This is a genomic window from Ectobacillus polymachus (genome assembly GCF_048159605.1).
Classification (GTDB): Bacteria; Bacillota; Bacilli; order Bacillales; family Bacillaceae_G; genus Ectobacillus; species Ectobacillus polymachus.
Genome location: NZ_JBLREB010000003.1, coordinates 124,615 through 146,038, shown reverse-complemented (window position 1 = coordinate 146,038; position 21,424 = coordinate 124,615). Strand labels below are relative to the sequence as shown.

The 21,424-nt window shown below is 38.0% G+C and carries 20 protein-coding genes, 1 pseudogene and 1 other annotated feature; of the genes and pseudogenes, 6 read left to right on the top strand and 15 right to left on the bottom strand.

What is annotated here, in order from left to right; translation table 11 throughout:
* Positions 1 to 8: 8 nt before the first annotated feature.
* Both cls and mecA read right to left on the bottom strand, forming a co-directional pair.
* A pseudogene (gene cls / locus ACM5BR_RS14705) lies at positions 9 to 1,657 on the bottom strand (cardiolipin synthase).
* A gap of 55 nt (positions 1,658 to 1,712) precedes the next feature.
* On the bottom strand, positions 1,713 to 2,381 hold the full coding sequence (gene mecA / locus ACM5BR_RS14700; protein WP_416828756.1) for an adaptor protein MecA: 669 nt from the start codon (positions 2,379 to 2,381) through the stop codon (positions 1,713 to 1,715).
* A gap of 362 nt (positions 2,382 to 2,743) precedes the next feature.
* Between mecA and ACM5BR_RS14695 the strand changes: the two genes are divergently transcribed.
* Positions 2,744 to 3,418 carry a TerC family protein gene (locus tag ACM5BR_RS14695; RefSeq protein WP_416828754.1) on the top strand — a complete coding sequence of 225 codons (675 nt, stop codon included), beginning with the start codon at positions 2,744 to 2,746 and terminating at the stop codon, positions 3,416 to 3,418.
* A 247-nt stretch (positions 3,419 to 3,665) separates the two neighbouring features.
* Here ACM5BR_RS14695 and spxA read toward each other — a convergent pair whose 3' ends face one another.
* Positions 3,666 to 4,061 carry a transcriptional regulator SpxA gene (gene spxA, locus ACM5BR_RS14690; protein ID WP_416828752.1) on the bottom strand — a complete coding sequence of 132 codons (396 nt, stop codon included), beginning with the start codon at positions 4,059 to 4,061 and terminating at the stop codon, positions 3,666 to 3,668.
* A 350-nt stretch (positions 4,062 to 4,411) separates the two neighbouring features.
* On the opposite strand from spxA, the gene ACM5BR_RS14685 reads away from it, so the two are divergent.
* Positions 4,412 to 4,615, top strand: coding sequence for a hypothetical protein (locus ACM5BR_RS14685; RefSeq protein WP_416828750.1), 204 nt, complete (start codon positions 4,412 to 4,414; stop codon positions 4,613 to 4,615).
* 63 nt (positions 4,616 to 4,678) lie between these two features.
* Here the strand turns inward: ACM5BR_RS14685 and ACM5BR_RS14680 are convergent, their stop codons facing one another.
* Genes ACM5BR_RS14680 through opp3b form a run of 4 tightly spaced genes read right to left on the bottom strand, consistent with a single transcriptional unit; the run spans position 4,679 to position 8,616 of the window.
* Entirely contained in the window at positions 4,679 to 5,614 is a 936-nt protein-coding gene (locus tag ACM5BR_RS14680; protein ID WP_416828749.1) for an ABC transporter ATP-binding protein, read from the bottom strand.
* A complete protein-coding gene (locus ACM5BR_RS14675; protein WP_416828748.1) occupies positions 5,607 to 6,650 on the bottom strand; it encodes an ABC transporter ATP-binding protein in 1,044 nt (347 codons plus the stop codon). Before ACM5BR_RS14675 ends, ACM5BR_RS14680 begins: the two co-directional genes overlap by 8 nt.
* A 20-nt stretch (positions 6,651 to 6,670) precedes the next feature.
* Positions 6,671 to 7,687 carry an oligopeptide ABC transporter permease gene (gene opp3C / locus ACM5BR_RS14670; protein ID WP_416828746.1) on the bottom strand — a complete coding sequence of 339 codons (1,017 nt, stop codon included), beginning with the start codon at positions 7,685 to 7,687 and terminating at the stop codon, positions 6,671 to 6,673.
* Positions 7,687 to 8,616, bottom strand: coding sequence for an oligopeptide ABC transporter permease (opp3b, locus tag ACM5BR_RS14665; RefSeq protein WP_416828744.1), 930 nt, complete (start codon positions 8,614 to 8,616; stop codon positions 7,687 to 7,689). The genes opp3C and opp3b overlap by 1 nt, the downstream gene beginning before the upstream one ends.
* 650 nt (positions 8,617 to 9,266) lie before the next feature.
* Here opp3b and ACM5BR_RS14660 point away from each other — a divergent pair.
* Together ACM5BR_RS14660 and trpS are read left to right on the top strand one after the other, a co-directional pair.
* A complete protein-coding gene (locus tag ACM5BR_RS14660) occupies positions 9,267 to 9,644 on the top strand; it encodes a DUF3899 domain-containing protein (protein WP_416828743.1) in 378 nt (125 codons plus the stop codon).
* Between the two features lie 79 nt (positions 9,645 to 9,723).
* Positions 9,724 to 9,952: a binding site (T-box leader), on the top strand.
* Between the two features lie 83 nt (positions 9,953 to 10,035).
* Complete coding sequence (gene trpS / locus ACM5BR_RS14655) at positions 10,036 to 11,025, top strand: tryptophan--tRNA ligase (RefSeq protein ID WP_416828742.1); 990 nt, start codon at positions 10,036 to 10,038, stop codon at positions 11,023 to 11,025.
* A 215-nt stretch (positions 11,026 to 11,240) separates the two neighbouring features.
* On the opposite strand, the gene ACM5BR_RS14650 is transcribed toward trpS, so the two are convergent.
* From ACM5BR_RS14650 to ACM5BR_RS14625, 6 genes are all read right to left on the bottom strand, one after another.
* A complete protein-coding gene (locus ACM5BR_RS14650; protein ID WP_416828740.1) occupies positions 11,241 to 11,990 on the bottom strand; it encodes a YjbA family protein in 750 nt (249 codons plus the stop codon).
* Between the two features lie 154 nt (positions 11,991 to 12,144).
* Positions 12,145 to 12,939, bottom strand: coding sequence for a DUF2268 domain-containing putative Zn-dependent protease (locus ACM5BR_RS14645; protein ID WP_416828739.1), 795 nt, complete (start codon positions 12,937 to 12,939; stop codon positions 12,145 to 12,147).
* Positions 12,940 to 13,059: 120 nt separating this feature from the next.
* A complete protein-coding gene (gene fabF / locus ACM5BR_RS14640; protein WP_416828737.1) occupies positions 13,060 to 14,298 on the bottom strand; it encodes a beta-ketoacyl-ACP synthase II in 1,239 nt (412 codons plus the stop codon).
* A 25-nt stretch (positions 14,299 to 14,323) separates the two neighbouring features.
* Positions 14,324 to 15,262, bottom strand: a complete 939-nt coding sequence (locus ACM5BR_RS14635) for a beta-ketoacyl-ACP synthase III (RefSeq protein WP_416828736.1) — start codon at positions 15,260 to 15,262, stop codon at positions 14,324 to 14,326.
* A gap of 125 nt (positions 15,263 to 15,387) precedes the next feature.
* The gene (locus ACM5BR_RS14630) at positions 15,388 to 16,173 is read right to left on the bottom strand and encodes an NAD-dependent epimerase/dehydratase family protein (RefSeq protein ID WP_416828735.1); all 786 of its coding nucleotides are present in this window, start codon (positions 16,171 to 16,173) and stop codon (positions 15,388 to 15,390) included.
* Positions 16,174 to 16,237: 64 nt separating this feature from the next.
* Positions 16,238 to 16,963: a lipase family protein gene (locus ACM5BR_RS14625; protein ID WP_416828734.1), complete on the bottom strand. Its 726-nt coding sequence runs from the start codon at positions 16,961 to 16,963 to the stop codon at positions 16,238 to 16,240.
* 152 nt (positions 16,964 to 17,115) lie between these two features.
* Between ACM5BR_RS14625 and ACM5BR_RS14620 the strand changes: the two genes are divergently transcribed.
* On the top strand, positions 17,116 to 17,298 hold the full coding sequence (locus tag ACM5BR_RS14620) for a YjzD family protein (RefSeq protein WP_416828733.1): 183 nt from the start codon (positions 17,116 to 17,118) through the stop codon (positions 17,296 to 17,298).
* A 49-nt stretch (positions 17,299 to 17,347) separates the two neighbouring features.
* On the opposite strand, the gene clpB is transcribed toward ACM5BR_RS14620, so the two are convergent.
* A complete protein-coding gene (gene clpB, locus ACM5BR_RS14615; RefSeq protein ID WP_416828732.1) occupies positions 17,348 to 19,951 on the bottom strand; it encodes an ATP-dependent chaperone ClpB in 2,604 nt (867 codons plus the stop codon).
* A 115-nt stretch (positions 19,952 to 20,066) separates the two neighbouring features.
* Positions 20,067 to 20,246, bottom strand: coding sequence for a YjzC family protein (locus ACM5BR_RS14610; RefSeq protein ID WP_416828731.1), 180 nt, complete (start codon positions 20,244 to 20,246; stop codon positions 20,067 to 20,069).
* A 313-nt stretch (positions 20,247 to 20,559) separates the two neighbouring features.
* Between ACM5BR_RS14610 and ACM5BR_RS14605 the strand changes: the two genes are divergently transcribed.
* Positions 20,560 to 21,369 carry a Cof-type HAD-IIB family hydrolase gene (locus ACM5BR_RS14605; RefSeq protein ID WP_416828730.1) on the top strand — a complete coding sequence of 270 codons (810 nt, stop codon included), beginning with the start codon at positions 20,560 to 20,562 and terminating at the stop codon, positions 21,367 to 21,369.
* Positions 21,370 to 21,424 lie beyond the last annotated feature (55 nt).

Sequence of the window (21,424 nt, the reverse complement as noted above, 5' to 3'; positions counted from 1 at the left end):
CAGCTATATTACAGCAGCGGGGACAGTAAACGATAGGTGGATTCTATGATTCTTAGTACGAATGCTCGATTTTTAAATTGTTCATAATCCATTTCTTCAGAGACAAGTAAGTCATTTTCAAAATCTCGAACGAGCTCATGCACACTTGACGTATCGTACAAAAAGGCATTCACCTCAAAATTCAAGTGAAAGCTGCGCATATCCATATTCGCCGTTCCAATCGAAGCCAGTTCAGAATCAACAATTACAATTTTACTATGCATAAATCCATTTTTATATTCATATATTTTTGCCCCAACTTCCAATAGCTCTGGAAAGTATGAGCGCGATGCATAAAATACTGTTCGCTTATCTGGTTTACTCGGGACGAGCAGTCTTACATCAAGGCCGGCTAAAGCTGCCACCTTAAGTGCAGCCAAAATATCATCATCCGGAATAAAATAAGGCGTTGCAATCCAAATTGACTTTCGCGCAGATGAAATCATGGCAAAATACAGTATTTTTATCGTTTCCCATTTACTATCTGGACCTCCAGCAACGAGTTGAATTGCCCCCCGATCAACTGGAACAGGTTCTGCACTTAAAAATTTCTGATCCTGTAACGTTTCCTCCGTCATATAAAACCAATCCTGTATAAAAAGCAGCTGTAAGCTCTGAATAGCCTCCCCGCGTAAATAAAGATGCGTATCCCGCCAAAATCCATAGTATGGATTTTTCCCTAAATACTCATCGCCGATATTTAATCCTCCAACAAACCCTTCGTTTCCATCGACAATAATAATTTTACGATGATTACGGTAATTAATCCGATCATTTAAAACCGGGAACCGAACGGGAAAGAATGGAACGATTTCTACGCCAGCCATTCGTAAATCCGCNTTCCATCGACAATAATAATTTTACGATGATTACGGTAATTAATCCGATCATTTAAAACCGGGAACCGAACGGGAAAGAATGGAACGATTTCTACGCCAGCCATTCGTAAATCCGCAATGTACTGCTTAGAAAGTCGAAAGCTGCCTACCGCATCATATAAAAAACGGACTTGTACTCCTTCTTTCACCTTTTGGATTAATATATTTTTTATATCCGTACCAAGATTATCATGGCGTACAATATAAGATTCCATGTGGATGTGGTGCTTTGCTCTTTGCAATACTTCGATTATTTTTGCGAATGTTTCCTCACCGTTGGTAAGCACCTTCGTTTCCGTACTTTGTGAAATGGAAAGGGGTCCGTAGGCTTCTGCTAGATGAAATAATAATTCTTGATTTTTATGAGCCGTTATATAGTGCTCTTCGGTTTCCTTATACCGCATAAACATTTTTTCATCAATAACCGCTTTCTTTTGAAACATTCGTTTTCTTCGATAGTTTTGTCCAAATAATAAATAAGCAAAAAAGCCAACTACTGGAAAAATCCCGAGCACGATAAGCCAAGTTAATGTTTTGGAGGGATTTCGATTTTCTAAAAAAATAACACTGCCCATAAGAAAGGCTGAGATCGTAAACAAAAGACTCAATCCTTTCACGATAGACGAACCACGAAGCTGTGATATTCCTGAATAAATAATAGAGTTATTATACAATTGAAGTGACACGAATATAACGAATAGAATAGCAAAGAGAACAGCTAGCTTCAATATTTTCTTCATACCCAATGATCTCTCCTTCATAAAAAAAAGCCGATTTCATTAGAAAGAAATCGGCTTAAAGTACGGGGGGAAAATGAGAATGGATCGTTTCTAGTGCATTTTCCGTAATGATTAGCTTTCCGTATTCTTGAATGCGATAGATCGTCATAGCAGATTCTTCGCCATACTCTAACAGAATACTAAGAATTACATCGATTTCTTCTTCCTCATGTAGTGTTTCATCAAATTCTACATATAAGTAGTAGCGACCTTCATACGTATATAATTCATTCATGCTATCCTTAAGCTGTAAGCGATGGCTTAGAGCAATTGCATCTTCAAAGTCTGCAAATTTAACAAGGAATCCTAACATTCCATCTTTATTTAAATACATGAAATCTTCTTGCTGTAACTGTTCTTCAAACAATGATTCCAGCCGCTCATCAATCGGGATATCAATGACCTTATCAAGCAGAGGCAGTTCTAGTTTTTGACCGTCCTTTGAAATTTGTGCCCTCGTAACAATTACTTCAATTCCCTTATCAAGCGCTTGTACTTGAATCCAAAGTGGACCGTCAACAAAGAAGTCATCCTGATCACGAACTTCATCCATCATTTCCCAAAAAAGCTGTTCACTTCGTTCACGATTGTACCAAATTTCTTGGCGATTAAATCCGCGTTCTTCTATATCTAGATATGAAATATAAAACTTAACGGTATTTTCATTAATTCTTTCTATATCCATCGTTAGATCTCTCCCTTCTTTCTTCTAAATGGTTTATGAAGGGAAGCCCCCTAGCATGTAGTAAATCATTATATAGAAAATCTTGTACTTTCATTTTATGATAAGATAAGGGAGAATGGAAATAAAATCATCTTCTTTTAGAAAAAACAGTCATATACCTATTATTTACATGGTTCCGCTCTAAAATTCCTATGCAAATAATGATGAATGATTGACAAAAAAGGCAATCTTACAATCCTTGACAGATTGGATTGCCTCTATTATATTGTAGAGTACTTGGACACGTTTCATTTTATTACCCTTAATGGGTATCATACTGCTGGATTCAGAATTTTATCAATGGTATAAACGGGGGAAACAAAATGGATTTTGATGTTATCATGTCAATATTGCTTATTATTGGCATTGATATTGTACTCGGTGGAGATAATGCTATTGTCATTGCCTTAGCAAGTCGTAATCTCCCAGTGAGTGTAAAAAACAAAGCGATTTTCTTCGGAACAGGACTAGCAGTCATCATTCGGGTTATACTTACAATCCTTGCTGTCTTTCTGTTGAAAATTCCATTTTTACAGCTAGTTGGCGGGATACTGCTCATTTTTATCGCTTATAATCTTCTTACTGATAATGGTGATGACGCATCAACTATTAAGCCCGCATCCACTTTATTTAGTGCAGTGCGAACGATTGTATTTGCAGATGTTGTGATGGGTTTCGATAATGTGTTAGCCATTGCAGGAGCTGCAAATGGTCACATTGTACTCGTAATGATTGGATTGTTATTTTCGGTACCTATTATCGTTGGCGGAAGTAAGATTATTTTAATATTTATGGAAAAGCACCCTTCTCTCATCTATGTTGGAGCGGGAATATTAGGATATACAGCTGGTAATATGATTGTTCACGAACCAAGACTTTCCGACTTTTTCACAAACCACGCGTTCTTGCAAATTGTGATCCCATTCGTGACTATTTCTATTGTTATTCTAGCTGGCTATATTACAAATATAATAAAACCTAAAAAAGTTCATAACTAAAAAAAACTATACAAAATTGATTTTGTATAGTTTTTTCTTTTTACGTATACGTAAGAAAAGCGCAAGCGCCTTGGTCAGCCCCGACAAGCAAATGTTCGCAGGCATGGGAAGTCGTTCTTTGACTTCATATGGCCCTAGGTTATTTGACCTCGAGGGGCTAGGCGCTGGAGCTGGACAATTCTCTAAGTCAAAACTTTTATACTTTCTTATCATATAAAAAAAGGCCCTTGATCAGGGCCCATAAAGATTAATTAACAAGCTTTTGTGCTTCGCGCAATTGAAATGTACGTACTGTACGTGGTAAGAAGCGACGAATTTCATCCTCGTTATATCCTACTTGAAGGCGTTTTTCATCAATAATAATCGGACGACGAAGAATACCTGGATAATCACGAATAATTTTATACAAGCGTTGCAATGGCAGCGATTCTAGGTTGATATCTAATTCTTGAAAAATTTTAGAACGAGTAGAAATGATTTCATCTGTTCCGCTTTCCGTCATACGCAAAATTTCTTTAATTTCATCAATTGACAGCGGCTCGGAGAAGATATTTCTTTCTTTATACGGAATATTATTTTCCTCTAACCAAAGCTTAGCCTTTCTACAAGACGTACAACTTGGTGAACTGTATAATGTTACCATCCATTACTCACTCTCCTTAGTCATGAGCATTAATAAATGTAAAACCTGATTATAATTAATTAACTGAAACTAATTTTTATTTTACAATTAATATAATTAAGCAACTCTTACGTTCATTATACAATAAGATTACTGAGAAATATACACTATTTTATGTAAAAAATTAAAAAAACTTATACAAACATTGTACATTTCTGTAGAATAAATAAAACGTGTTGAATCATGTCATATTTTACTCATTTATCCTTTGCAAAAAGGGGTTAAAATAAATTTTTTATTCCATTTTCTTTTCTTCTTAAAGCGTTTCCACTACAATAGATAGTAGGGATATTTGTTAGGAGGAATAAAGGATGGTAGAATATTTTATCGATGTAATTATTGTAGCTGTTCTAGTTATTGGGCTTACTGCTACAAATGGAATTATCGTAAACGGCATAGGTGAAAAGCTATTTGGTGGAAGAAAACACCGTGAATTCATCGATCAAAGTGCCAAAACACAAATCGGTTGGAATTCTGTAGGCGGTAAAGGTATTTATAAAAAACATACCTATTAATTTGGATAAAGGCTGTACAAAAAAGGAGGGAACCAATGGTTCCCTCCTTTCTTTGTAATGCTATTATTTATATAACTCTTTGTATGCTTGAAACTCTGCTTCAGAGCATAATACCCAGTGACCAGGACGAATTTCACGCATTTCCGGCACTTCGTCACCGTAGTTATGCGTTGTTGGATCATACTTAATCCGTCTACGATTTCGTTCATATGCCGGATCTGGCAATGGAATAGCGGACAATAATGACTTTGTGTATGGATGAAGTGCATGGGAATACAATTCATTACTATTGGAAAGCTCAACTAATTTACCTTGATACATAACGCCGATGCGATCACTGATATACTTAACCATAGATAAATCATGGGCGATAAATAAATAAGTTAAGCCTCTTTCTTTTTGTAATTTCTTTAACAGATTTACGACTTGCGCTTGGATGGATACGTCCAGTGCGGAAATTGGTTCATCTGCAATAATAAACTCCGGCTCTACTGCTAATGCACGCGCAATTCCAATACGTTGTCTTTGCCCGCCAGAAAATTCATGAGGATAACGACTTGCATGTTCACGATTTAATCCCACTGTTTCCAATAGCTCATAGACACGAGCGATACGGTCTTGTTTTGACTTAGCTAAGCCATGTATATCAATGCCTTCTGCAATTATATCAGCTACTGTCATACGAGGATTTAAAGATGCATATGGATCTTGGAAAATCATTTGCATTTTCCGATTAAATTTCTTTAATTCTGCTTTTGATTTTTTTCCATGTACATCTTCACCGTTAAATTTCACTTCACCATCTGTTGCATCATATAAACGGATAATCGTTCTTCCTGTTGTAGATTTACCAGATCCTGATTCGCCGACAAGTCCAAATGTTTCCCCTTTATAGATATCGAATGAAATGCCATCTATCGCCTTGACAACACCGCCGCCCACAGGAAAATATTGTTTTAAATTTTTAACTTCAATCAATTTTTCCTTATTATTACTCATGATGCGCACCTGCTTTCATTTGGCGGATACGATTTTGTACGATTTCTGGAGGCTCCATATGCGGCGCATTCTCATGGAGTAACCAAGTCGCTGCAAAGTGAGATGGACTCACTTCGAACATAGGAGGCTCCATTTCAAAATCTATTTTTAAAGCGCGGGGATTACGAGCTGCAAAAGCATCACCTTTTGGTGGCTTCATTAAGTCAGGAGGCGTTCCTGGAATAGCATACAACTCCTCTTCTTTCCCGTCTAAGCTAGGCATAGAAGCAAGCAATCCCCAAGTATATGGATGCTTTGGATTATAAAATATTTCATCAACAGTTCCAATTTCAACAATTTTACCTGCATACATAACGGCAACACGGTCTGCTACGTTTGCTACAACACCAAGATCGTGAGTAATGAAAATGATAGATGACTCTGTTTTTTGCTGAATATCCTTCATTAGCTCTAAAATTTGCGCTTGAATTGTCACATCAAGAGCCGTTGTTGGTTCATCTGCAATTAATAGCTTCGGATTACATGAAAGTGCCATCGCAATCACAACACGCTGTCTCATACCACCAGAAAATTGATGTGGATATTGTTTAACACGTAACTCAGGATTTGGAATTCCTACAAGAGTAAGAAGCTCAATGGCTACTTTACGGGCATCCTGTTTATTCATATTTTGATGTTTAATAAGGCCTTCCATAATTTGAGCGCCAATCGACATCGTTGGATTAAGGGAAGTCATTGGATCTTGGAAAATCATTGCAATTTCTTTTCCACGAACGTTTTGCAATTCTTTTTCACTCATTTTCGCAATATCCCGACCTTCAAACAGAATTTCTCCGCCCGTAATACGCCCTGGAGGACTTGGAATGAGTCCCATTAACGCCTTAGAAGTGACGGATTTTCCAGAACCAGACTCTCCTACGATAGCTAATGTTTCCCCTTTTTTTAAGTCAAAGTTAACTCCGCGCACCGCTTGCACCTCACCGCCATGCGTTTCAAAGGAGACTTTCAAATCTTTTACTTCCAATAGCTTTTCCATTCTCTTCTCTCCTTTCTCTATTACTTACGCATTTTTGGATCAAGTGCGTCGCGCAATCCATCTGCAAATAAGTTAAAACTTAAAATAAGTAAACTAATAACGACTGACGGAACAATCATCATATGTGGATAGGTCTGAATCGATTTAAATCCATCACTTACTAAAGATCCTAAGGAAGCATATGGAGGTCGAATCCCTAAACCGATAAAGCTTAAAAACGCCTCTGTATAAATAGCTGTTGGGATCGTGAACATTGTCATAACGATAATCGGTCCCGTTACGTTCGGAATTAAATGTTTTGCAATCAGCATACCATTAGAAGCACCTAACGTACGTGATGCAAGAACATATTCTTGTCCCTTCAACTTCAGCATTTGACCACGAACAACCCGTGACATATTAATCCAACCGGTAACTACCATTGCAAGCGAAATCGATAGAACACCTGGTTGTAAGATGAGCATAAATAGAATAACGATGATAAGAAACGGTATACCATTCAATATTTCAACAATACGTTGCATGATATTATCTGTACGTCCACCGTAAAAGCCGGAAATACCACCATAAGCTACTCCAATGAACATATCGATAATTGCTGCTAAAAAGCCGATGTAGATAGAAATACGAGTACCTTCCCATGTTCTTACCCAAAGATCACGGCCTAAATCATCGGTACCAAACCAGAAATATTCTTGAACATCTTTTTTCTCATATTGATTTACTCCGTATTGATCCGTTCCGTTAAATGGTAGCCAAGATACTTGTTCCAGAACTGGAATTCTTGGAGGAAGCTTCGCACGATTTAAATCTTGATCCTTGTACGAATATTTACTCATAGAAGGACCGAATGCTGCAAAAAAGAAAATGATAAGAAGAATAACAATTCCAGCAATCGCACCTTTATTTCGAAACAAACGTGCACGTACATCTTGCCAATAGGTTAGGCTTGGACGAATAAATTGCTCTTGATTTTTCTCACTTTTATTAGCAGGCTGAAACAAATCTGGTGATAGATTATATTGTTGTTCTGGCATCAGTTTTTCCCTCCTGCAACTCGAATACGAGGATCAATTACTCCGTACAGCATGTCCACTATGAAAATAACCAGAATGAACAAAGCACTGTAGAAAATAGTCGTTCCCATAATAACTGTATAATCATTTAGCATAATAGATTGAACAAATTGTGCCCCTAATCCAGGTATAGCAAAAATCTCTTCAATGATAAGTGTTCCTGTCATAAGGTTAACAGCTAACGGTCCCAAAATTGTAATAACCGGTATTAATGCATTACGAAGAGCATGCTTCATAATAACTCCTATCTCACTAATACCTTTTGCTTTCGCAGTAACAATATAGTCCGAAGCTAGAACTTCAAGCAATTCAGATCTTGTAAACCGAGCAACATTGGCAACTACAAGAGCTGACAAGGCAATCGTCGGGAGAATTGTATAGGAGAACCCTTTCCAGAATGCTACTGGTAAAAGTTCAAGTTTAACTCCTATATAATATTGAAGTAAAGCTGCAAATACAAATGATGGTATCGAGATACCAAGTACGGAAATAACGGTAGCGGTATAATCGACCCACGTATTATTTCGGAGTGCTGCAACAATACCAAGCAATAATCCAAAAATAGTTCCTACAACTAGCGATTGAAAGCCTAAATATGCAGATGGTCCAATACGAGTACCAATTAATTCTGTTACTGGACGATTGTCGTATTTAAAAGATACGCCTAAATCACCTTGTACAAGGTGTACCATATATCTTCCATATTGAACTGGTACAGGGTCATTTAGTCCATACTGTTCCAAGATAATTTGACGTTGCTGTGGCGAAAGCTTCTCCTGGTTTTGTATAGGCGAACCTGGAAGAAGTTTCATTAAGAAGAATGTAAAGGATGTAATTAAAAACAAAGTAATAATCATGTATACGAAACGTTGAAATATATAACGCCCCACACTAGCACCTCCCTATATTTTGCGAAATGTTCTAACAATTCACCCTCCGAATAATCCTTTTCTATTTATGTAGTAAAAGATGAGTACACATCTACCAGATATCTACTCTCTTGAACTATTAAAAATCATTCATTTTCATTCGTTTAAACGAACAAAAATAAAAACAAAATAGTATGAATATTTCTTCTATAGTTTAAGAAATTTTCTACAATCATTTATTATTGCGAGTATAATAAATATGCTTATACTTCACATCCCCTGTAAAGCTTCGAAGTCGTTACCTAACAAGACAAAAAAAGCCTCTCAACAACCATAGAAGCATCAAAATCGACAAGCATCCTTCAGTTGTTACACTTAATTATACATATAATCTAACAATTGTGAATACTGATTTTTCGGTTTTTCTAAAAACTTTTACATTTTTGATTTTTCTAACCATCTAAAAATAAGTAGCTTACTATGCTTAAATACGGGATAAACTTATGGCTATACATTCTATAAAATAAGTATATTCTTATACTAAAAAATCAAAGATTTTTATATGAAATAAGACAATTCAAGTATTTTCCCTTTCCATGAATCGTCGTTTTTTGTTTGGATTCTATAGTATAATGTTGATTATAGGCTTTCACATATGGAGGTAGAATTACTTGAATCGAATTGTTCTAACCAGCATCTTTACTTTAACCACGATTGTACTATCTGCAATTTCAGCATTCTTATACGAACGTTCCTTATTTTTGCTTCATTTTGTTAACATTATGTTCTATATTGCACTTTTATTTATTATTATTGGTGGATTCTTATTTGTATTTGAACGAGGTGGATATAATATAATGCGCTATTCCTTTCGTAAGGCTAAATTTTTTACAAAAGGAAAAGAAGAAGAAATGATTACAAATCTCGAAGGCAGAAAAAACGATAAGGAAATATTATACAAAACATATTCCTTTCCGCTTACGTATCCTATCTTACTATCGGGTGTTATTACGGCGGTGCTATCCACTTGTATCAGCTTCACAATTTAAAAAGGTTGCAAGGTAGGAGACTGTTTTGATATAATCGGATTTAATTAATAGGCGGGACAAGCGTATCCCGTCACTTATACAGAGCGCCTGAGAAAGAAGAGTACATATTGTTACATTATCAGAGAGCTTGTGGGCGGTGAGAACAAGTAAATGTGCAATATGGAATGGGCTTTTGAGCACCAAACCGAACCTTAAAGTAGGCTTTGGCGTTTCATCTAACGTTACCAGATGCCGTTCTTTATGGAATAAGAGATTTTGCGCCTCATGCAAAATAAATAGGGTGGCACCGCGGTCCATTCGTCCCTAGCTATTGGGATGTATGGGCCTTTTTTATGTTGTATAAGCTTAAAGTAAGTATGAAAAAGAGATTACCTTTTAAGGAGGACATAAAATGTCAGTTATATTTTCAGGAATTCAACCTAGCGGTACAATTACACTTGGAAACTATTTAGGAGCAATGAAGCAATTTGTTGAGTTACAAGATGAGCACGATTGCTATTTTTGCATTGCAAATTTACATGCAATTACCGTACAGCAAGATCCGATTGCATTACGCAAAAACATTCGCAATCTTGCTGCCCTCTATCTCGCTTGCGGTATTAATCCAGACAAATCTATACTGTTCGTACAATCAGAGGTTCCAGCCCACGCACAGCTTGGATGGATTTTGCAATGTATATCTTACATCGGTGAACTAGAACGTATGACGCAATTTAAGGATAAATCTAAGGGAAAAGATGCTGTTTCTGCAGGGCTGCTTACGTATCCACCGCTTATGGCAGCTGATATTCTTCTATATAATACGGAAATCGTTCCAGTGGGAGAGGATCAGAAGCAGCATATTGAAATAACTCGTGATCTTGCTGAGCGCTTTAATAATCGATATCGCGAAGTATTTACGATTCCTGAAATTCGCAAGCCAAAAGTAGGTGCACGTGTCATGTCCCTTGCTGATCCAACGAAAAAGATGAGCAAGTCAGATGCAAATGTAAAAGCTGCGATAAGCATTCTTGACGAACCGAAGGCAATCGAGAAAAAAATAAAAAGTGCTGTTACAGACTCCGAGGGCATTGTAAAATACGATAAAGAAAACAAGCCAGGGGTTTCCAACCTACTTACCATTTATTCATCATGCAGCGGAAAGACTGTTGAACAACTAGAAGCACAATATGAAGGAAAAGGCTATGGTGATTTTAAAGCCGATCTAGCAAAAGTCATTATCGATGTTTTAGAACCAATCCAAACACGTTTTCATGAGCTGATTTCATCTCCTGAGCTTGACGAGATATTAGAAGCTGGAGCAGATAAAGCAAACCGCGTAGCAATGAAACAGCTTCGCAAAGTAGAAAACGCAATGGGACTTAGCCGCAAGCGTAGATAATATAAAGTGAAACTTCCCTCGGTGGGGGTTTTCTCTCATCCCCCACCGAGGGTTAGTTGAACGAATCGGACTTTTACGGGCAGTTGTCCCCCACTTAGCCTTCTCCGATCTCTCTAAGCCTTAAAGTGGGGGTCTTACTGCCCGTTAAAGCGGGATAAACACAAAAAAGACCGTCATCCTAATGTTATGCAACCTTAGATGACGGTCTTTTTTTCTTATCCTTTTTGCTGTATTTCCTTCTCAATTTCCCATAGTTTTTCAAAGAACGGCTGCCCCTTTACGAGACGTTCACATAGCTGCTCGTGCTTCTCAGTCCATCCATACTTTATTTCTTCAAATAATTGCTTCCACACTTCGTCAAAGGATAACCCTTGAATATCACGATAGGCTCTAGGATTCCATTCTGTATACCAATAGCGAATTTCTGCTGCATTTTTCGTTGTATGTAGTTGATCTAATGCCATGAACAGTAGCTGCTTAAGCTGTCTCTCTTTTCTCGTCAGACCGTTCATCATTCTAGGATCTGGCGATAAGATATGGTAGTCTTTCTTCTTTTGTTCTTGCTGAAAAGGAAACGACTCCGTCTCTGCATTTTCAATCATTTCGTAAACCATTTGCTCTTGCCTTGGAATCAGTCTGCTTTTACGAATCGGAATATTATATCCAATCGTATCGACAGCAAGAATATCCATGCCATTCGAAACGACAAAGCAATAATCAAGCTGCAATCTCTCATGATTTTTCCGAATATATGCCTTTTGATGAATGCTTTCTAGTAATACAGCTGGTATGTCCAACATTTCATTTTCCAAGTAATCGTACAAATCAGCATGTACCTTTAAAAGTGGAACCTGATCGAGCAGCTCGATCGTATCATCCTTTCGCCATTCATAAAAATGACATACATTATAGCCATTTTCTTCTCCTTCAAACCAGTTAACCCACACATCATGCAGATATAACATGTTCTACCCCTCACTTCACAACTGTTTGTAGCTATCAGTATAGTCAGCTAGCATGAAGTTTATTCCATTATCTAGAAGATATAAAAAATCCCTTTTACCTCGTTATGTAAGGGAAGAACGTCCGGTTTCTTTTGGAAAAAATTTCAAGCACCCGCTACCTAGAAGATAGTGGGTACGTTTTAGCATATTGTAAAATGGTTTTAGCATCTAGTGGAAGCAATTGTGTACTTGTTAGTTTTTTTCGGTCGATGCAATCTTGCACGATGTAATATCCAATTGCATAGCCTAGCATTTTGGGGTATCTATGCGTACCGTTTAATAACGCGTCATGAATAGGCTCATACCTTTTTACTTGATAATAGCGTTTTAATTCTTTCCAGTACATGACGCTTTCTTCCTTTGTATAGTAGGATACCCAAGGAGCATGCCATTTGTCTCCGTGCCTCTCCTTCACTGCTGCTTCAGCCAATCCTTCCATGATCATTGTGTCAAGCAACGTACAGTTTTCTTCATCCATACTTGTAGCATTAATCCTACATACATGATGATACTCATGCGTAAGCATAGCTTGTAACTCCTTACTAGTTGTGCGACTACTTACAAACAGAAAAATACATGATGATAGCGCAAGTCCGGCTTTCCCATTGTATTCCCTCTCAATATAACGATTCCACACATTAGAAGGTAAAATATAGATCGGTACGTTTGGTCCCTTAAGCCATGCCCTAAGCGTTGCAAATTCTTTTTGCACCGTAAGCCAAACCTTTTGCTCCGCAAGTTTTTTTAGTTCCATTCTCCCTTCTCTATACGGACGATACATACCTCGCGTTACAAGAAACGCATATATTTCCCTAGCAGTAAGAGGAATATACTTTGTAAAATGCTCACAAATTCGTTCCGGCTTTTCGTAGTCGGATACGAGCCATTTGTATGTGTTTCGAACCGGCATCTTAGGCACCCCTTATCTAAATTTCCTATGCTTCATTGTATGTAAATGATAGGGATAGAGGTTAAAAAAGCAAAAAAAAAAGCCCTCGTTCTCGTTATAACGAGGGCTTTTTTTTGCTTTTTATTCGTACTTTTTAAAGACGAGTGCTGCGTTATGACCGCCAAAGCCAAGAGAATTACTAAGTACAGTATTCACTTCTTGTTTTCTTGCTTTGTTTGGAACATAATCCAAGTCACATTCTGGATCTGGTGTTTCGTAGTTAATAGTTGGTGGAATAATTCCATCTGTAATAGCCTTAACTGAGAAAATAGCTTCTATTGCACCAGCTGCTCCAAGCAAGTGGCCTGTCATTGATTTTGTTGAACTAACGGCTACTTTGTATGCTTGTTCACCGAATACTTCTTTTATTGCCATTGTTTCATATTTTTCATTTGCATCCGTACTTGTTCCGTGTGCATTAATATAATCGACATCTTCAGGACGTAAGCCTGCATCTTCGACGGCTTTCTTCATAGCACGTGCTGCTCCTTCTCCGCCTGGTGCAGGAAGAGTAATATGGAAGGCATCGCCTGTTGCACCGTATCCTACGATTTCAGCATAAATATGAGCACCGCGCTTTTTCGCATGTTCAAGTTCTTCTAATATTAGTATACCTGATCCTTCTCCCATAATGAATCCACTACGGTTTTTGTCAAACGGACGACATGCCGTTTTCGGATCTTCGTTAAAGGATAACGCTTTTGCTGAACTAAAGCCCGCAAATGCCATATTCGTAAGCGGCGCTTCTGCACCACCTGTGATCATTGCAATAGCATCTCCGCGTTGAATCGCTTTAAAAGAATCACCAATTGAGTTTGCACCTGATGCACAAGCTGTTACTGTACATTCATTAATTCCTTTTGCTCCCGTTGCAATAGACACTTGTCCTGCTGCCATATCAGGAATTAACATCGGTACGAAGAATGGGCTAACACGACGTGCTCCCTTCTCCATGAACGTACGAACTTGTTCTTCAAACGTTTCCATACCGCCGATTCCAGAGCCAATCCAAACTCCTATCTGCGGCGCATTTTCTTCCGTAATTTCTAATTTTGCATCCTCTACAGCCATTTTTGCAGCTGCAACAGCAAATTGTGTAAACCGATCCATTTTACGTGCATCTTTTTTATCGATAAACTCTTCAACTTGGAAGTCTTTTACTTCTGCAGCTACTTTAGCAGGAAATTGACTTGCATCTAGTCGTGTAAGCAGACCAATTCCTGATTCGCCATTAATAATACTGTTCCAAGAAGTTTCTACATTATTTCCAACCGGAGTAATTGCTCCTAATCCTGTAACAACAACACGTTTGCGTTCCATAACTTATCATACACTCCTTTTACAATTATCTTCCCCAGCGAATAGCAACCGCGCCCCATACTAGACCGCCGCCAAATCCAACAAGCACAATAACATCATCATCCTGGATAATACCATTGTTTAGCTCTTCTACAAGCGCAATCGGAATAGAAGATGCCGATGTATTGCCATACTTCGCAACCGTTTTACTCATTTTCTCTTCAGGAAGGTCAAGACGTTGTCTGGACGACTCCATAATGCGAATGTTTGCTTGATGTGGTACAAGGAAATTTACATCTTCTTTCGTAAGACCTGCTTTTTCAATCACCTTAATTGCAGAGTCTCCCATTTGTCTAACAGCAAATTTAAATACTTCTCTACCGTTCATAACAATATGTTTTTCTTCATTTTCATACAAATGCTTACCACCGCTGCCATCGGCACCAAGCTCAAAAGAAAGAATTCCTCTTCCTTCGGAAACTGGACCTATAACAGCAGCTCCAGCGCCATCTCCAAATAAGACGGCCGTATTACGATCTGTCCAATCTGTAATTTTCGATAGTTTTTCTACGGCAACAACTAATACATGTTTATATGTTCCTGTTTCAATAAATTGCTTCGCTGTAATCATCCCGTACATAAACCCAGCACATGCAGCGCTAATATCCATTGCCGCAGCATTCTTTGCTCCAAGCTTTTCTTGGATCATACATGAAACGGACGGAAATGGACGGTCAGGCGTTACAGTTGAAACTAATATAAGTTCAATTTCTTCTGGACTAATTCCTGCATCTTTTATCGCTTCTTCAGCTGCTTTTAGAGCCATATCTGATGTATCTTCATCATCGGCAGCAATGTGTCGCTCTTCAATTCCTGTTCGAGTACGAATCCATTCATCTGATGTATCTACCATCTTTTCAAGATCGAGATTTGTAAGCACCTTTTCCGGTACGTATCTGCCGATTCCTACAATTCCTGCATTCACACTGCACCCCTCCAATTTATATCAATTATTATGACTTGGTACTAATTTTAACGAAAAAAAATCTATTTGTCTAGAAAAAGTGGTTTCGTGCATCCATAATTTCTCAGTGGAATAAACCTTATTATTCATGTATTAGAGGTATACAAATACCTATATTTCATCACATGATTCTTTTGCTCTTGTATTCCAGTCTCTACCAGGTACGTAGGTTTATACGTAAAGGGTACATTCCTTTCTAACGTTTCACTTTCTTTCGGGAAAACAATCGTATTCCCCCCTTGAAGAATTGCAAGTCCTTGCTCCCATGCTCCCTTTTCATTACTCTCGATATGAAATGTACCACAGCAATTCGATGTCCCGCATAACAGCATGCACTCAGCTACATCTTCAACAAAAACTGCATCATCTATGCACTCATTCACATGAACGGTAATCGTATCTTGTCTTAGTTCTGCCTCTAATAATTGTTGAAAGACCATAGAGCTTGGCTGCCAAGGCCCATATACAGTTGGAACACGAAGAATAATATGGTTGGTAACTGTGGTCACTTGTTCCTCTAGTCTTTGATAAGATTTAGAAATAGAAGAAAGCAGCACAAGCCGAATAGAATGACTTTGACAAAGATCTAACATAGATTGGATATCAAATTCGTCATAATCCTTCCTATCCGGCTCACAGTAACAAATATATATGGTATCAACATCCTTCGCAAATTCTTCTCGATCATGCATGCTATAATAGGTAAAATTCGAGTTTCTTCCAATTAACATCAACTTTTCCTCATTCCATTTCGAAAGGTGCTCCGGCTGTTCTTGGTCAAGACCTATTACCTCAACACCTTCTTGTAACAATCGTTTCACCACAGTAAATCCTATAAAAGTAAATGCTCCTACTACCAGCACACGTTTCATTTTCCTCCTCCTTTCCTAGCGATTTACTACTTTTTTATATACGAGTCCTTATGTAAGATACTCGCTACAATTTTTCATTGTTTCGAAAAAATCGACTGATCGTATCTGCCATTTCATATTTACTTTCAGGAAAATAGAAGAGAAGAGATATTTCGCCAGTTTTACTATGAAATTGTTCAAAATCACGGATAATTTTTTTACGTTCATTTTTTTCATGAATCGGGACCAATACTTTTACCGGAACCTTGGAAGGATACTTTAAAAACGTTTTAGAAGAAATATCCTCCATCGTGTTATATTCAGAATGATAGGCGCTTCGGAGCTCTCGCATGAGCCGTTTATAAAAAAATTTATGTTCTTTTTCCAGTTCCATATGACGCGGAAGATGTAAGCATGGATTGAGCATTACAACCGAGCGAATCGTAGACGGCACATAATGCATGATTTGCAATGCGACAAGAGCACCCATCCCCTCTGCTATCATATGAATTTTTTCATTTAAAATTTCCTTTTTCCTTACAACATGGCACAATCGCTTCGCTAACGTAACCGCCTGATCGTTACCCCAATGCCGGCCATACAAATTGGAAGTAAATATCGTATATCCTTTCGCAAGAAGTCCCTCTAACAGCTTTGATTTCCCTTCATGCTGCATCCATAAACTTGTACCATTATCAACAAAATGATTATAATCACCAAGCAACAGAATTCCAAATCCATTTGGTCTTTCTGACAAATGGACGACACATGGCTCGTTTTCTAATGTGAAGAAGCGTTCATTTATGTTCATTCCATCCCCGCCTTATTGGCCATCGTGACATATTTTCTACTATTAATGTATGCCTTAAAGTACGTTTTGCCTTTATGTAAAAATAATTTTTATATTCTAGATTTATTTGTGTTACAATAAATGAAGAATGAAACAATAGGGGTGTATAGAATATGAAATACATTGCTTCTTTTTTCTGGTCATTCGTTCTTGTGCAAATGGCAAGCTATGTAATTAGCAGTATGACACAGACTACATATGACTTTACACAATCCACGATTATGTCGGTTGTGATTTCGGTATTAATTCTTTTCATTGGAAGCTTAGTGCCAAACGAACCTTCAGAACAACATTAAAAAAGAAAGCTGACACCTTGTCAGCCTTCTTTTTTTTTGCTTTTATTCCTTACTTTGTTTCTACAACTAACTCTCCGTTTTGGGCATCAATAACAACTGTACTTTCATCCTGAATGGTACCCGCTATTAACTCCCGTGCTAGCTTCGTTTCCACTTGTCGTTGAATATATCGTTTTAGCGGTCTTGCTCCATATGCAGGATCAAAGGCTGCGTCAGCAATCAATTGCTTTGCTTCATCTGTTAAGGTAAGGATAATATTTCGTTGTTCCAGCCGCTCGCTAAGCTCATGAATCATCTTATCAATAATACGAATGACTTCTTTCGTCGTTAACGGTTTAAACAGAATGGTCTCATCAATACGGTTTAGAAATTCCGGACGGAAATGCTGCCGTAATTGATTTAACACTTGCTCACGTGCTTCCTCTTTAATGGTACCATCCTCTGCGAGACCTTCTAACAAATAATGAGAACCAATATTCGATGTCATGATAATAACCGTATTTTTAAAATCAACCGTTCTTCCTTGAGAATCTGTAATGCGTCCATCATCTAACATTTGCAATAAAATATTAAAAACCTCCGGATGAGCTTTTTCAATTTCATCCAATAAGATAACGGAATATGGTTTGCGACGTACCGCTTCTGTCAGCTGACCGCCTTCCTCATATCCGACATACCCAGGAGGTGCACCGACGAGACGTGATACCGTATGTTTTTCCATGTATTCAGACATGTCAATTCGAATAATCTGTTCTTCGCTGTCAAACAGCGACTGTGCAAGTGTTTTAGCAAGCTCTGTTTTCCCTACACCCGTAGGACCTAAGAATAGAAATGAACCAATTGGACGATTCGGATCCTTAATTCCAGCTCTTGCTCGAAGTACAGCATCTGCTACAAGGCCAACTGCTTCTTCTTGGCCAATTACACGCTGGGATAAGATATCTTCTAGACGGAGTAGTTTTTCCCGTTCCCCTTCTACTAATTTCGTTACTGGAATGCCTGTCCAACGAGAAACGATTGCAGCGATTTCCTCTTCTGTTACTTCTTCACGAAGAAGACGACTTTCACTTTGTTTCGTTTCTGTTTCTTGCTCCGCTTTCTTTAGTTCCTTTTCAAGAGCAGGAATACGTCCGTGACGTAATTCCGCTGCTTTATTCAAATCGTATTTACCTTCTGCTTCCTCTAGCTCACGGCGAAGAGTTTCTAACTGCTTACGTAAATCCCGCACATGTTGAATTTCATCCTTTTCCTGCTGCCACTGCGCCTGCATGGTATGGGATTTATCCTTCCAATCTGCTAATTCACGGCGCAAAGCTTCCAACCGTTTTTTGCTGCTGTCGTCATTTTCCTTACTAAGAGCAGCTTCCTCAATTTCGAGCTGCATGATTTTACGTGTTACTTCATCAAGCTCTGTTGGCAGAGAATCAATTTCGGTACGAATGGTAGCGCATGCTTCATCTACTAAATCAATCGCCTTATCTGGTAAAAAACGATCGGAAATATAACGATCAGATAGTGTTGCTGCTGCTACTAATGCACGGTCATGTATATTTACACCATGATAAATTTCAAACCGTTCCTTTAGCCCGCGCAAAATCGAAATCGTATCTACGACAGTTGGTTCTTCTACAAGTACTTGTTGGAAACGACGCTCAAGCGCTGGGTCCTTTTCGATATATTTTCGATATTCATCTAAAGTTGTAGCACCGATGCAATGAAGCTCACCTCTAGCAAGCATTGGCTTTAGCATATTGCCAGCGTCCATCGCACCCTCTGTTTTCCCTGCCCCAACGATAGTATGCAATTCGTCGATAAATAGTAAAATTCGTCCTTCGCTTTTTTTCACTTCATTTAAAACAGCTTGCAGGCGTTCCTCAAACTCTCCGCGAAATTTCGCACCAGCAACGAGAGAGCTTAGATCAAGCGAGAACACTGTTTTGTCCTTCAATCCCTCCGGAACATCTTTACGAACAATACGCTGGGCAAGACCTTCTGCAATAGCAGTTTTCCCTACACCTGGTTCCCCAATCAGAACGGGATTGTTTTTCGTCTTTCTTGATAATATACGAATGACACGACGAATTTCACTGTCGCGTCCGATAACAGGATCGACTTTTCCTTGCCGTACCTCTTGTACAAGGTCACGACCATATTTTTGCAATGCTTCATAGGTAGCTTCCGGATTTTGACTCGTCACGCGCTGATTCCCCCTTATTTCCATTAATTCTTTAAGCATCTGTTCCTTTGTTATGTGAAATGATTTTAGTAAATGAACCATATCATAATTTTTCTTTTCATCACAAAGCGCTAACATTACATGTTCAACGGATAGATAGTCATCCTGTAGATGATTTTTTTCTTGCTCGGCTCTTAAAAAAAGTCCCTCTACATTTGATGTAATATACACCTTTCCTGCTTCTGTACCCGCTCCTGTGACACTTGGTTTCTTCGAAAGTATCATTTGAACTTCTTGTGTAAATGAATCCATTGCAACGCCTAGCTTTGTAAGTAAACGATACGCTAAATCCCCCTGCTCCAATAATGCGGAAAGAATGTGGATGGTATCCACCTCTTGATGATGATGAGATGCTGCAATCTTTTGCGCCCTGACAACCGCTTCCTGTGTCTTTTGCGTCATTTGATTGAAATCCATATGCATTCCCTTCTTTCACTTTGACCTTTTTTGACCTTTACATTTTTTATTATATTCCGTTTTGTAAATTTTACAATAAAAATGCTGCCTCTTTTTTTGAAGAGACAGCATTTCTTTATGGTTTCCGTTTATAGGTCCATTGTCTATTATGATTACTCACACTTGGAAAGGTGTCACCAGCTTCGAGTGATATTTTTTGCGGGTCTTTCACCATACTTCCGGTTTCTCCAACTTCTACATACACCCCATTATTAGGAGCTTTTTGCCCTGGTCTAAAGCGATGCTGTTGTCCCATACTACTCTCTCCTTTTCCTTGTTATACCTTAGTATGTCCCGTAAATACGAAGTTATGTTGAAGAAAAAAAAAACTGACCTAGGAGGTCAGCTATAAGGAGAGTCAAACAACTTATACGAGAAGATTACTTTCTCATTATAAGCGCTTTCTTTTTTAAATGTAACCCCTTTCACAAAGTGTACATAATTTCCATATTTTTTCATAAATATATGTATTTTTTCTTGACCAACCCTATTATATTGTCTAGACATTTCTGATGGAAAAAACGTAATATGAAGTTAAGATTCCAAATACTTACCTAAAAGGTGAAACGATGACAAGTAAACATTTAATTGCAATTGATTTAGATGGTACTTTATTGAAAGATAATCAAACGATTTCCTTGAGAACAAAGATAGCTCTGCAAAAGGCACGTGAATTAGGACATATAGTAGTCATTTCTACCGGTAGACCATACCGTGCCAGTAGTCTATACTATCATGAATTGCAGCTCGATACACCAATTGTAAATTTTAATGGAGCTTATGTTCATCATCCTCTAGATCCTTCGTGGGGTATGCACCATACTCCTTTACATCTTAAAACATCGAAGGAAATTATTGAAGCATGCTCACAATTCGGTATTAAAAATATGTATGCAGAAGTAGGTGATGATGTATACGCAAATTATGCAGATGAAAGTCTTAACCATATTTTTCAATTAGGCGCACCGAAAATTTATACAGGTGATTTGCTTAATAAATTAGATAATGATCCAACCTGTCTCCTTATTGATGCAAAGGAATCGGATGTAGAAAAGATTAGAAAGCATTTATCATCTGCGCATGCAGAAGTAATTGACCATAGACGCTGGGCAAGTCCATGGCGCATCATTGAAATTGTAAAGAGCGGCATGAACAAAGCTGTTGGTCTGCAAAAGCTAACCGATTATTATGGAATTCCAAAAGAAAATGTAATTGCGTTTGGAGACGAAAATAACGATCTTGAAATGATTGAGTTTGCAGGTCGTGGTGTTGCAATGGGCAATGCGATTCATCAGCTGAAGTCTATTGCCAATGAAATAACACTATCTAATGAAGAAGATGGAATTGCTGTTTATTTAGAGGATTTACTGGGCTTGTAAGTAACTTCCTATAATAATTTCATTCTCGCTTCACATACTATACTTGACACATATA

Coding starts and splice junctions, on each gene's coding strand:
- mecA (WP_416828756.1), bottom strand. CDS start 2,381: ATGGATATAGAAAGAATTAATGAAAATACCGTTAAGTTTTATATTTCA.
- ACM5BR_RS14695 (WP_416828754.1), top strand. CDS start 2,744: ATGGATTTTGATGTTATCATGTCAATATTGCTTATTATTGGCATTGAT.
- spxA (WP_416828752.1), bottom strand. CDS start 4,061: ATGGTAACATTATACAGTTCACCAAGTTGTACGTCTTGTAGAAAGGCT.
- ACM5BR_RS14685 (WP_416828750.1), top strand. CDS start 4,412: ATGGTAGAATATTTTATCGATGTAATTATTGTAGCTGTTCTAGTTATT.
- ACM5BR_RS14680 (WP_416828749.1), bottom strand. CDS start 5,614: ATGAGTAATAATAAGGAAAAATTGATTGAAGTTAAAAATTTAAAACAA.
- ACM5BR_RS14675 (WP_416828748.1), bottom strand. CDS start 6,650: ATGGAAAAGCTATTGGAAGTAAAAGATTTGAAAGTCTCCTTTGAAACG.
- opp3C (WP_416828746.1), bottom strand. CDS start 7,687: ATGCCAGAACAACAATATAATCTATCACCAGATTTGTTTCAGCCTGCT.
- trpS (WP_416828742.1), top strand. CDS start 10,036: ATGTCAGTTATATTTTCAGGAATTCAACCTAGCGGTACAATTACACTT.
- ACM5BR_RS14650 (WP_416828740.1), bottom strand. CDS start 11,990: ATGTTATATCTGCATGATGTGTGGGTTAACTGGTTTGAAGGAGAAGAA.
- ACM5BR_RS14645 (WP_416828739.1), bottom strand. CDS start 12,939: ATGCCGGTTCGAAACACATACAAATGGCTCGTATCCGACTACGAAAAG.
- fabF (WP_416828737.1), bottom strand. CDS start 14,298: ATGGAACGCAAACGTGTTGTTGTTACAGGATTAGGAGCAATTACTCCG.
- ACM5BR_RS14630 (WP_416828735.1), bottom strand. CDS start 16,173: ATGAAACGTGTGCTGGTAGTAGGAGCATTTACTTTTATAGGATTTACT.
- ACM5BR_RS14625 (WP_416828734.1), bottom strand. CDS start 16,963: ATGAACATAAATGAACGCTTCTTCACATTAGAAAACGAGCCATGTGTC.
- ACM5BR_RS14620 (WP_416828733.1), top strand. CDS start 17,116: ATGAAATACATTGCTTCTTTTTTCTGGTCATTCGTTCTTGTGCAAATG.
- clpB (WP_416828732.1), bottom strand. CDS start 19,951: ATGGATTTCAATCAAATGACGCAAAAGACACAGGAAGCGGTTGTCAGG.
- ACM5BR_RS14610 (WP_416828731.1), bottom strand. CDS start 20,246: ATGGGACAACAGCATCGCTTTAGACCAGGGCAAAAAGCTCCTAATAAT.
- ACM5BR_RS14605 (WP_416828730.1), top strand. CDS start 20,560: ATGACAAGTAAACATTTAATTGCAATTGATTTAGATGGTACTTTATTG.